The sequence below is a fragment of the Streptomyces sp. NPDC104096 genome, from assembly GCF_055584385.1.
In genome coordinates, this window is the sequence record NZ_JBVJMD010000003.1 from 298,435 (window position 1) to 310,943 (window position 12,509).

Sequence of the window (12,509 nt, forward strand, 5' to 3'; positions counted from 1 at the left end):
CGTAGGATCCTTCGTGTGATTACGGGTGAACTGAAGAGCAAGGTGGGACGCGTCTGGGACGCGTTCTGGTCGGGTGGCATCTCCAATCCGCTGGAGGTGATGGAGCAGATCACGTACCTGCTCTTCATCAAGCGGCTGGACGAAATTCAAACCCGCAAGGACCGCAAGGCGGCCGCAACGGGCAAGCCCGACCCGGATTCCTTCTTCTCGGACGATCAGCAGGATCTGCGCTGGCAGAACTTCAAGGTCAAGGACGCGGAGATCATGTACGGGCTTGTCGCCGATGGCGTCTTCCCGTACCTGCGCCGCATGGGCGGGGACGAATCGACGTACTCCCACCACATGAAGGACGCCCGGTTCACGATTCCGGGGCCCAACCTTCTGGTGAAGGTCGTCGACCTGCTCGACGACATCTCCATGGACAGCAGTGACACCAAGGGCGACATCTACGAGTACCTGCTTGCGAAGATCGCCACGGCCGGCCAGAACGGCCAGTTCCGCACACCGCGCCATATCATCGACCTGATGGTCGAGATGACTCAGCCAGGGCCGCGCGACGAAATCTGCGACCCGGCGTGCGGCACGGCTGGCTTCCTGGTGCAAGCGGCATCGTACGTGCAGCGGGTGCACCGCGACGCGCTGCTCGGGGTGGAGCAGCGCAAGCACTTCAATAAGTCGATGTTCCACGGCTTCGACTTTGACTCCACGATGCTCCGTATCGGCTCGATGAACATGCTGCTGCACGGCATCGAGAACCCGGACATCCGCTACCGCGACTCGCTTGCGGAGAACGCAGCCGATGAGGCCGAGCGCTACTCCCTGATTCTTGCGAACCCGCCCTTCGCAGGGAGCCTGGACTACGAGTCCACGGCGGTAGATCTTCAGCGCATCGTCAAGACAAAGAAGACGGAACTGCTGTTCCTGGCCTTGTTTTTGAGGCTGCTTAAGCCTGGCGGGCGGGCCGCCGTTGTTGTGCCGGACGGAGTTCTCTCCAATTCATCGAATGCACACAGAGAGCTGCGTCGGATGTTGGTAGAAGACCAGCAGCTCCAGGCGGTGGTCAAGCTTCCGAGTGGAGTCTTCAAGCCGTACGCCGTTGTTTCAACGGCAATCCTGTTCTTCACGAAGACAGAGTCAGGCGGCACGGACCACGTCTGGTTCTACGACTTGCAGGCGGACGGTCTTAGCTTGGACGACAAGCGTAGCCCGCTGCTTCCCGAGGAGCGTCTGGGAGTCCGCCCACAGGGCGGTTCTCTGACGTCGGACGAGTCCTCGAAGAACAATCTTCCGGATGTCCTGGCTCGCTGGCAGGAACGCGACGGCGCGGAGAGGGGCAGGGCACGGACTGAGCAGAGCTTCTGCGTACCCAGAGCGGACATCGCAGCCCAGGACTATGACCTGTCTATGAACAGCTACAGGGAGACTGTTCATAAAGAGATCGAGACGCGTTCTCCGGCTGAGATTCTGACGGATCTAGAGCAGTTGAATGATGAGATCGCTAAGGGTACGGAGGAGCTGAAAGGGATGCTGACGTGACGGTTTCGCGGGCGCTTCTAGGAGACGTTGCGGATTTCTATGCCGGGGCTTCTTTGAAGGCAGGTGAGGTTTGGGCGAATCAGGAGGGCGGTTATCTGCTGACGCGAGTGTCAGATATGAATCGCGCTGGAAACGAGAGGTATATTCTATCTGCTCAGCATTGGAGTGCCGATCCTGGTCAGAAGTCGGCAACTTGTCCTGGTGGCGCAGTCGTCTTCCCTAAGCGAGGTGGTGCCATCGGAACTAATAAAAAGCGCATACTGAGGCGTGCGGCTGTCCTGGATCCCAACCTTATGGCAGTTAAACCTCGAGAAGATGTTTTGGATCTCGACTACTTGCATCAGTGGTTTCATACAATCGACCTGCGGAGACTCGCAAACGGTAGCTCCATTCCGCAGCTGAATAAGAAGGATCTCGCGCCGCTTCTCATTCCGCTTCCGCAGCTTGCGGAGCAGAGGCGCATCGCCGCTGTCCTCGATCAGGTGGACATCCTTCGGGCCAAGCGCCGCGAGGCTATCTCCCTATTCGATGATCTCGCTCAGTCCATCTTCCTTGACATGTTCGGCGATCCAATCGTCAACAGTCGTAACTGGGACCGAGTGAAGATGAGTGATTTCCTTCTGGGCATCGAGGGTGGGAAGAGCCCACAGTGCCTGGATCGGCGGGCGGAGGGCGATGAATGGGGAGTGCTGAAACTTGGAGCCGTTACGCGGTGTGTATATCTGCAAGATGAAAATAAGGCCCTGCCTTCCGAGGCTATTCCAGATACCCGGAAAGAGATTCAGGCGGGAGATCTGCTCTTCACGCGGAAGAACACTCCTGACCTTGTGGCGGCTTCTGCTTACGTACGCTCTACGCGCTCAAGATTGCTGATGCCGGACCTAGTATTTCGGCTCGTCATGGCTGATGACGAATCGATCGACAAGGTGTATTTGCATGCACTGCTTACTCATCCGGGAAAGCGTCGAAAGCTTCAAAAGCTGGCATCCGGAAGCGCTGCCTCTATGGTGAATATTTCAAAATCTAAACTTATGGATTTTGTGTGCGAGGTGCCTCCGCTGGCGTTGCAGCGGAAATTCGCGCAGCGCATCGAGGGCGTCGAAGCGGAAAGGGATACCCATCGCGCCCATCTTGCTACCCTCGACGAGCTCTTCACTTCCCTGCAACGCCGTGCCTTTTCCGGCACTCTCTGGGATCATGAGGCCACCGGCGACGAGGTGTAAGCCACTCCCGCCGTACCCGGTGCGCAGCACCGACCGCACCACTCGCCGCCCGTGCGGCCGGGCAGGGGAGCTCGGTCCCTGGGTGGTGTTGCCGTAGGAGACGGACAGGAATGTCGGCCTCGTCGGACCCGGGGCCCCAAGCCTTGGGCTCGTACGACAGTGTCGCCACAGGGGAGAGGGACACCGCACCGCCATGGGCAGGGACCAGAACAGCGACGACCAGGGCCAGAGCAGCCTCGACAACCACGCCCGCGACCGCGCTGCAGCCGGCAACGTGGGCCATACCGCGAACGGCAACTTCGCCTTCTTGCACGCAGAGTGGCCCGCACTCTACGACGAGGCGATCCGCGCCGAGCGGCTGATCCACCACGACCCCCGTGCCGCCTGTTTCTACGCCCGCCGTGCCATCGAGATCACAGCGCGCTGGATGTACGACAAGGACAGCAGCCTCAACGAGCCCTACAAGAAGGACCTCGCGGCGATGCTCCACGAGCCGAGCTTCCGGCATCTCGTCGGGCCGACAGTCAACGCCAAGATGGACCTCATCCGCCGACACGGTAATAACGCCGTGCACAAGGCCGCCCCAGTCCCGAAGACCGTCGCCGAGGCCAGCGTCAAGGAGCTGTTCCACTCCCTCTATTGGTTCGCCCGCACCTACACCCGCCAGGCTTCGGCTCTGCCGCCCGCCGGGTTGGAGTTCGACACCAGTGCCGTACCGCGCCCTCTTTCCCCTCAGGCCCGCGCGCTGAAGCAGGCCGAGCTCAAGGCCAAGGAGGCGGAGGACGAGGCACGCTTCAAAGAGCAGGCCGAGCAGCTCGCGGCCGAGCGGGCCCAGAACGCGGACCTCGCCCGGCAGCTCGAAGAGCTTAAGACGCAGATCGCCGCCGCCAAGGCCGCCAACCAGGCCGTGCGGGACACCCATGACTACGACGAGAAGGCGACCCGGGACGCCTTCATCGACCTGCTCCTCAAAGAGGCGGGCTGGGACCTCCTTGTCCGGGGCAAGGACACTGAGTACCCGATAGCGACCGGGATGCCCACCAAGACGGGTAAGGGATTTGTCGACTACGTACTCTGGGGCGACGACGGCAAGCCCCTGGCCGTCGTCGAGGCCAAACGGACCCAGCGGGACGCCCGGGATGGACAGCAGCAGGCGAAGCTGTACGCCGACGTGCTCCAGGCACAGTTCAACCGCCGCCCGGTGATCTTCTACACCAACGGATACGAGACCTACCTTTGGGACGATGGTCTCGGCTACCCGCCCCGGCAGGTGCAGGGCTTCTTTACCAAGGACGAGCTGCACTGGCACATCCGCCAGCGCGCCGGACGCCTCTCCCTCACGGCCACGCCGGTGAACGAGAAGATCGCCGGGCGCCCCTACCAGCTCCGCGCGATCAAGCGGGTGGGTGAAACCTTCGAGCGGGATCGGGGACGTCAGGCGCTGCTAGTCATGGCGACCGGCACCGGCAAGACCCGTACCACCGTGGCCCTCGTGGACCAGCTGACGAAGGCGGGCTGGGCGCAGCGGGTGCTGTTCCTCGCCGACCGGCAGGCGCTGGTCACCCAGGCGATGAAGGCATTCAAGGAGAACCTGCCGAACACCCCCGCGGCCAGCCTCCTCGACGACAAGGCCGCCTCGGCCCGCGTCTACCTCTCCACCTATCAGACGATGATGAAGCAGATCGACGTTACCGATGGCGCAGGCCACCGCCGCTTCGGACCCGGCTACTTCGACCTGATCGTCATCGACGAGGCCCACCGCTCCGTGTACGCGAAGTACGGCGAACTGTTTCGCTACTTCGACTCGCTGCTGCTCGGTCTGACCGCCACGCCTAAGGACGAGATCGACCACAACACGTACAAGCTGTTCGCCATGGAGGACGGGGTGCCGACCGACTCCTACGACCTCCAGGAAGCCGCCGCCGAAGGCTACCTCGTCCTCCCGAAGGCGGTAAAGGTACCGCTGAAGTTCATGGAGCAGGGGATTCGGTACGACGATCTCTCTGAGGAAGAGAAGGCCGAGTGGGACGCCAAGGAGTGGACCGAGGACGGTGACATCCCGGACGCGGTGGGTCGCCACGACATGAACAAGTTCCTCTTCAACGAGGACACCGTGGACAAGATGCTGGAGACGCTGATGACGCGCGGCCACCGCGTCGAGGGCGGCGACCGGCTCGGCAAGACGATTATCTTTGCGAAGAACAACGACCACGCCCGGTACATCGAGAAGCGCTACAACGCGAACTACCCGCGGGGCGCCGGCCACACGGCGCGCGTGATCACGTACAAGGAAACGTACGCCCAGTCCCTCATCGACGACTTCTCCAACCCGAAGAACCCGCCGAACGCCCCCGACATCGCCATCTCCGTCGACATGCTCGACACTGGCATCGATGTGCCCGAGGTGGTGAATCTGGTCTTCGCCAAGCCCGTCTTCTCCAAGACCAAGTTCTGGCAGATGATCGGCCGCGGCACCCGCCTGCGTCCCGGCCTCTACGGCCCCGACCCCGACAACCTTGAGCACAGCAAGCAGAACTTCTACGTCTTCGACTTCTGCGGCAACATCGACTTCTTCAACAGCCAGCTCGATCGGTCGGAGGGGCGCAGTGCTGTCACCCTCACTGAAAAGCTCCTCCAGCGCCAGCTCGACCTCGTGCGGGTACTGGACAAGCGGCAACAGCCTGATCCGGCACGGGACGCTGGCCTCGACGCGATCGGCACCGAGGCGGAGATCCGCTGGTCGCTGGCCCACCGGCTGCACTACACCGTCATCGGCATGAACCTGGACAACTTCCTCGTCCGCCCGCACCGCCGCGAGATCGAGGTCTTCAGTGACTTCGGCAGCTGGCACCGGGTGGACGACGACGCGGACACCGCGATCCGTGACCACCTGCTCGGACTGCCCAGCGAGTTCCGCCCGGACGATGAGGAGACGGGCGAGGAGGCCAAGCGGTTCGACTTGATGGCGTACGGTCTCCAGCTCGCCGCGCTGGAAGGCGGCAAGGAGTTCGCCAAGCTGCGCGCAAAGATCCAGGACATCGCCTCCAACCTGCTCACAAAGATCAACATCCCGGCGGTCGGCGAACAGGCCGAGTTGTTGGAAGCGGTGGCGGGCGACGAATGGTGGGACGGGGTTACGCTCCCGCTGCTGGAGGACATGCGGCGCCGTATGCGCCGACTGGCACGTCTCACCGACCCCAAGGTCAAGCGGAACGTCGTCTACACCGACTTTGCTGACACACTCGGCGACATCACCGAGGCCGAGATCCAGGGGATGCCCCAGGGCACGGACGAGCAGCGCTTCAAACAGAAGGCCCGGGCCTACCTCCTACGTCATGAGGACCAGCCGGTGGTGCGCAAACTGCGTCTCAACGAGCAGATCACCGAGCTCGATCTTTCGGACCTGGAGGAGATCTTCCTCACAGAAGCCATCGCCTCTCCGGAGGACCTCAACGAGGTGCGGTCCTCCGGCGGCCTCGGCCTGTTTGTCCGCGGGTTGTGCGGGCTGGACCGGCAGGCGGTGCAGAAGGCGTTCGAGGCCTTCTGCACCGGCAAGCAGCTCAGCTCCCGCCAGCTCGACTTCCTAACGCTGATCATCGACACGGTCGTCAGGCGCGGAATTCTGAGCCTGGGGGACCTTTACGACGATTCGTTCGCCGACCTCGCTCCCGGCGGTCCGGATGACCTGTTCACAGGTGACGAACTTGCACACCTCACGGTTATCTTCAACGAACTGGAGCGGACAGCCAGGCCCACCACCTTGGCGGCCTAAACCCGGAGCTGCGACGACCAAGTGTTCGGTGTAACAACTAGGGGCTAGAGCTGCTTTGGGGCAAGTGATCGTGGCCCCAAAGCAGCCAGCGGGTCGGACAGACAGTTGATTTGCCTGTTGGAGCACGATGTCGGGTCGTGACCCACGAGGCTCGCCCTAAGTGGCTGTCTAACCGGCCGCTCTCTGTCCGTTCACCTGGGCGGTTGGATTCAAAAAGCCAGCCTGGCTCACGTGAGTTGAACGCTGCGCTGGCACGGAAGACGGGCCTCTGGCCAGCTCTCGGTTGTCCAGTTCAGCCACAACTGATCACGGGCGGCTGTGACCTGCGGCCGCCGATTCGATCAACGTCCTGACCTGCTGCTGAGCTGTCGGTAGCTGTCGACGTTGGTCACTATCAAGCGCCCTTCCACGGTCCCAGGACGGCCCGGGAAGGGCGCTCATGCGTTGGGGGGACGCCCGCCTTATAAGTTCGATCACCCTGCGGTGCAGTCTGTCCAAGCTGGGCCAGGACGTTGCCCCTTGATCCGGCTAGGGCCGTCTTGGTGCACCGCCGTACGGGGGCGTTGGTGTCAGTCGGTGATGTCAACGCCGGCATTAGACCTGCCAAGGATGACCCCGTACAACGAGTTCAGAGCATCCCTCTCGAAAAGTCCAAGTGATCAATGCGTGCCGTAGGGCAAGATGCGTATGTCTTGCTTGATGACATGGGTGCGAAGGAAGAACACTTTCGTGAACTGGGAAGAATCTCGTAGAGCGCTACTTGAGGCGCGGGATAGAGTGAGTGGTCCCCAGGATTATGTCTCCTTTCAGCGGGCGCTCGCTGAAGGGATCAAGAAGCATGAAAGCGATAAGAGTGAGGATGCTAAACGACATAGGCATTTGCTTAGACTTCTAGGGGACTCTCTCGTATGGAAATTCCTCGATCCGCACGTCATAAGGGAGTTGAATCGGGGGCATCTTCGACCGCCGAGCTTGACCGGGCAAGGGGAGGACTTTGATTTCGTCCTTGATGTCGCAGAAGATATGGCGCGCGGAGGTAGTTTTCCAATCGTGGCCGACCTCACTCACCTGATCGGGGTGGGTGACATAATTTCCGTGGGAAGGGATGGATTACATATTGCGGAATGCAAGAACCGCACCATTCCGGCGAGGCCACCTGCGGGGAGAATCGCGAGGCAGCATGAGCGCGGCGTCAGGGCTGCAACCTATCTATCTACTGGGCATGCTAAAAAGTCCGACGATGAAATTATGCTGTCCATCGATGCAAACGGGTCGATGCCTGCGTTTAAAGCGTTGCGTAAATGTGTAGCGCGAGCCACTGCGGACGGGGCGGCGCTTATCAGGCTGGGGAGAAGGGATCTCCTCCTGGCTGTCCGGAAAACGGGCCAGGAGCCGGAAGAACTGTTCGGGCGTTTCAAGCGAAGGTTGAATCCGCGCGGATGGGGTGCGCTGCATATCGAGGGGTTTGCTGCGGCGGTAGAGAATCCATCTCCTTTCAAGTCCAACCCTTACAACCTCCCCTTGTCCATTGATGAGCGAATGGCGCTCGTTGAGGGTGATCTAATCCTCTTGCGATTCGTGGACGCCGGACTGCTGGGTTCTACTCCTTCGCGTTTAAGGAAGAGGGATTTCGGCATCTCCGTGCGGGAGGTGAAGAAGGTTACGCAGCTTTTTTACATGGCGAAAGGTCAAGAGTACAGGATATCGCCACGATTCCTTGAAGAGGTATTGTTCGGGTTTCGAACCCTATCGGGAACGCGAAATACTCTCGTTGAGCTCTGGGTGAAGCATGGCCCTGCTATCGAGGCTGGTCAGGATGAGCTTGTCAAGGTCGCGAGTTCATCACAGTCAACACAGGCAGGGTTTATCTATCGGGGTTCCGAAAAAGGTGAGAAAGATGCTCGCCCTATGGCCTACCATCCATTGAGGGATCTCGCCGACCGGCTAGGTGCGGAAATTCCATACGAGGTGCTGGAAGCTGCGGCGGCAGGCGACGAGGATATGGAGATCCCCGTTATAATTCGCCGTTTGGATGGCAAGATAGTTATGGAATTGGTGGATGGGTGGCAGGATAAAGGCGAGGTTGCTGCCGAAGAGGGTAGCTCCTCAAGTCGAACGGCAGACGGCTCAGCCTAGGTCGGTGGATTCTCAATGACTGAGCCAAGCCGTCGACCGACTGCGGTGCCCCTCGATGCGACCTGTGGGCACGCTGGTCGCTGAGGTCTGCTGGGCTGGTTGCGCACCTGTCCAGGGACGAAGACGGTTGGTGTCGGCCGGCGGAGTTGCTGTGCTTCGCTGCTGTATTGCGACGGTCCAGGGGTGCTGGCCGAGCAGTCCACGGGCGGACCTCCGGTCCAACTTACTCAGTAGCCGAAGAAATGACAGGCCGGGTTCGCGACCTGCGGTCCCGCCATCGATCAGCGCTGTGACCTGCTGCTGAGCTGTCGGTAGTTGTCAGCGTTGGTCATCGTTGAGCGCCCTTCCACGGCCCCGAGGCGGCCGCGGGAGGGCGCTCCGTGGTGCGATGACATCCGCTTTAGGAGTTCGTGCAACCACTGTTGCACCCAAGCTTCACGCTTCCTGTACCGGCGAGGGGTGGCAGGACCATCTACGATCCGCGGTTATGCGGTGACGTTGCCGTCTGTCGCTGCCGTCACAGGCGCGGCAGGAGGGACTAGTCCTCGTCGAGCGAGTAGGGGAGCGCGGCGGCCTGGTCCCGGAGATCGAGGATGTACGTTGTCTCGTCATCGTCGCCATTGCCTCGGATGGGCCGATAGATCTGTTGCTCATACCTGCGTCCGAGGTCATCAGTCATCGATCTCACCTCCATCACCCAGTGATGGAGCTTTTGGAGCTGCTCGGTCGTGGCTGGCTGCGGGGGATCGGAGCGCAACAGGGACGGTTCTCTGTCCCCCTGCGTCGTGCTGATGAGGATGCGGGTCTGCCAGTCGCAGGCAACCATCCGTGGAGCATTCGCGCGGAACTCGGCGGGGCCCATGAGTGTCCAGCCCGCTGCCACTGAACACCACACGTGGTCCCCGATGCTGTGAGCCTTCACCTCTCCGATGCTGTTAAGCGTGGCCGATGGTCTCTCGATCCATCCTCGAACCGGAAGTGGATCGCTCATGTAGAAGACCGTGGCTTCGAATCGTCCCGAGGTGAGTGACTGGCGGAAGCGGCTGGACCTCCAGCGGCGGTATGCCTCGTGGCTGATGAGGCGAGCTGTGGATGGAGACTCAAGGACGGCTCGGACCGCATTGTCGTCCGGAGTCGTCTTCTTTGCGAAGATTTCGACCAGCTCATTCACGTTGGTGAGGTGAACAAATCGTCCTTCATCGACGCCTTCAAGGTCGGTACTCATCGGGTGCGGGTAGGGGGCTCCGCTACCGAAGTCGCGAGTGTTGGCGCTGACGAAGTAGACCGTCTCATCGGGGTGAGCCGCGGCGTAGCGGGTTGCGGTCAGCCATATCGCCGCGTCGCGTGCTCCGACCTTGTGGCCCTTGTTGTCTCCGTCTGCGCCGATCAGTTTGCAGGGCGGCAGGAGGTTCATCTCCCGGGTCAAAGCGTCTTCAAGGATGCCGTGGTCAGACGGCAGCGTCTCGCCGACCTGCCTATACCGCATGCGCCAGTGTTGCGCGTACCTACTGACGTTCACCTTCGGGAGCGTCTGCGGCAGGCTCCATGGGGTGTCCTGGGCGATCTTCTCCCAAGCCTCCACGGCGCCCTCGTAGCGGGCCCGGTAAGGGTTCACGCGCTGGGCAACGAGCTCCTCCAGAGCGACCGACGGGATGCCCACCCGCTCCACGCCGGCGGTCTGGATCGTCTTAAGGAGGTCCGTCGTGACGGTGTCCGGCCCTTTGTGCAGGATGTTCGTGTCCAGGATGATCAAGGCGGGTGGTTCCCTCTCCCTCGGATCCGAGCCGTATGACGCTCAGCCTTCCAGGAACTGATCACCGTGCCCACTGAAATGGTGCATCTCGCAACAGTGAAGGAGGTGCAGGCGACGAGGCTCACTGGTCTGTGAGGATGGTCATCCAGGAGCGTCACTGTCTGCCCCGTCCGCCGACGTTGATGTCAGCGACGGATGTCGGCTCCAGCGCAGAGCGTGAGGCTAATTTCCGGGGTCCGGCGGTTCCGGCACCGGACGGGGTAGAGGATCGTCCCCATCCACCCACATGCGCGTGCATGATGGCATCCCAGCCAGGGCTCCAACGGTCGCCCCGAACTTGCGGCCATCCTCATGACGGAACTCAAACTCGTAGCGCTGAGCCTCTAGGTCAACGCTTGAGTGCACGACGGTCAGCCGGTCAACGCCGACGTCATAGTGCTCATGCAGGCGTGATCGAGCGATCTGGGCGGCTTGCTCTTGCGACGGCATGGTGCGCCACACGTCGCCGTAGGCTCGGCTCCTCAACTTCTCGTAGGCAGCCTTGATCGCGGCGGTTACGGCTACCGCCCCGACGCCCCCTGCCGCGTTCCATGAGACCTGCATGACGATCTCGGAGAATGACCCTTCGGCGCCCCAGTTGTGCTTGCCGGTTCGGGCCACCACCGTGCTGTGCCGGGGGTACTCCTCCCCCTCCGGCCACCGGATCGCGTCAAGCTCGTCAAGAACCTCTTCGGTGAACATGTCAAGTTGATCGAGTCCCAGGTCCCAGACCTCGTGCGGGTAGTGGAACATGTCGTCTACCAGCGCAACAGAGATGCGCGATTCCTGGGCTCTCATGCTTCCTCCGTGCGTTGCATGAAGCTGATCGTGGCAGGCATCCCCGAGGTGTCGCAGGCGAAACGAGACACTGCTGACGAGCAGGGACTTTGCCGCACTTCAGTCGCGCCTCACCCTCAGCCCACCACCCTGCCCAGCCCGCTGCCGCCCTCGGCCTGCGGGCGTCTGCAAGGTGCTCGTCCGGCCGGGCCGTCACCGCTGCTGCCTCCGCCCGCGGAGCAGATCGCCGAGCGGACGGTCAGCAGTGTCGGTGGCTTCATGGTGGCCGGACAGCGCATCCAGCTCGGCCGCGGCTATGCCCACCAGGTCGTCACCGCCCACCTGGACGAGAAAACGATCAGGGTCTTCCACGGCCAGGAGCTGATCACCACCGTCCCGCGTGTCACCAGGAAGGAGGTGGTGGTCCGCAAGTCCGGCGAACACAACCGCCGGAAGATTGTCTAGGGAAGACGTCAAGCATCACCCGACGCCAACCTGTCAATCATCAGCTGAGACTCGACACGGGCTTGTGGGTGTTACACCGTCTCCCGCTGAGTTCCTGCCAGCCATAGAGATCTGGAACTCATCTGCGCAAACTGCCACCGCATGGTTCACCGCCTCGCCTCCTGGCTTACGCCGAGGGAACTGCGGAGTCTCATCGAGGGCCGCCGAAACGCCGGGGCATGCATCCCCGCCCAGCAGACCGCGGAAGCCGTCGAGCCCTCTGCCGACCTGCCGTAGCCCTCCCAGAGCCCTCAGCCGTCACAAAGCAGTGCCGCAACCGGAGCGCTCCCTTCTCCCGGGTCGAGGCGGGGGTCGTTCGCGTGTCCGTCTTGAGAACGGGATCGCGAGGTGGCCACGCGCAGCACCGCCCCCAGGGCCTGTCTGACGGGTCGCGTCATCGACCCCGCGCCCGACAGCTATGTCACCCGAATGGCGCAACGTGACGTGCCACCCACATGGGTGAACATCAAGCTGATTAGTGTTCCAACCGAGGCAATCCGTGAAAGGGGAACCAAATGCGCAGTCGACGAATCCTCGCCGCCGTCATCGCCACGGCAGCCCTCGCCGGACTCGGTCTCACAGGCGCCGCCACCGCCACCGCACAGGATGGTAGGAACTTCACCACCGCTGCTAAGTGCAGGGAGGGCGGCGGAGAGCCCTATCTGCACAACACCGTCAAATGCTGGGGCGGTACGTACGACGGGTACATCATCGACTAAACCCCACAAGGCGCCCCGCAGCCACGCGCCGCGGGGCGCTCCCGCGCGAG

General features: G+C 61.9%; 6 protein-coding genes and 1 pseudogene. 5 read left to right on the top strand and 2 right to left on the bottom strand.

What is annotated here, in order from left to right; genetic code table 11:
• The first annotated feature begins 15 nt into the window (after positions 1-15).
• The 4 genes from ACZ60B_RS05820 (at position 16) to ACZ60B_RS05835 (ending at position 8,667) form a co-directional block, all read left to right on the top strand.
• Complete coding sequence (locus ACZ60B_RS05820) at positions 16-1,536, top strand: type I restriction-modification system subunit M (protein WP_469384492.1); 1,521 nt, start codon at positions 16-18, stop codon at positions 1,534-1,536.
• Positions 1,533-2,759 carry a restriction endonuclease subunit S gene (locus ACZ60B_RS05825; RefSeq protein WP_469384494.1) on the top strand — a complete coding sequence of 409 codons (1,227 nt, stop codon included), beginning with the start codon at positions 1,533-1,535 and terminating at the stop codon, positions 2,757-2,759. The genes ACZ60B_RS05820 and ACZ60B_RS05825 overlap by 4 nt, the downstream gene beginning before the upstream one ends.
• A gap of 193 nt (positions 2,760-2,952) precedes the next feature.
• Positions 2,953-6,531 carry a DEAD/DEAH box helicase family protein gene (locus tag ACZ60B_RS05830; protein ID WP_469384496.1) on the top strand — a complete coding sequence of 1,193 codons (3,579 nt, stop codon included), beginning with the start codon at positions 2,953-2,955 and terminating at the stop codon, positions 6,529-6,531.
• Positions 6,532-7,260: 729 nt separating this feature from the next.
• Entirely contained in the window at positions 7,261-8,667 is a 1,407-nt protein-coding gene (locus tag ACZ60B_RS05835; RefSeq protein WP_469384498.1) for a hypothetical protein, read from the top strand.
• Positions 8,668-9,205: 538 nt separating this feature from the next.
• Here the strand turns inward: ACZ60B_RS05835 and ACZ60B_RS05840 are convergent.
• Positions 9,206-10,420, bottom strand: a complete 1,215-nt coding sequence (locus ACZ60B_RS05840; protein WP_469384500.1) for a PIN domain-containing protein — start codon at positions 10,418-10,420, stop codon at positions 9,206-9,208.
• 222 nt (positions 10,421-10,642) lie between these two features.
• Positions 10,643-11,257 (bottom strand): hypothetical protein, encoded by a 615-nt coding sequence (locus tag ACZ60B_RS05845; protein WP_469384502.1) that lies wholly within the window; start codon positions 11,255-11,257, stop codon positions 10,643-10,645.
• Positions 11,258-11,383: 126 nt separating this feature from the next.
• Between ACZ60B_RS05845 and ACZ60B_RS05850 the strand changes: the two are divergent.
• A pseudogene (locus tag ACZ60B_RS05850) lies at positions 11,384-11,701 on the top strand (IS481 family transposase); the annotation flags it as partial.
• Positions 11,702-12,509 lie beyond the last annotated feature (808 nt).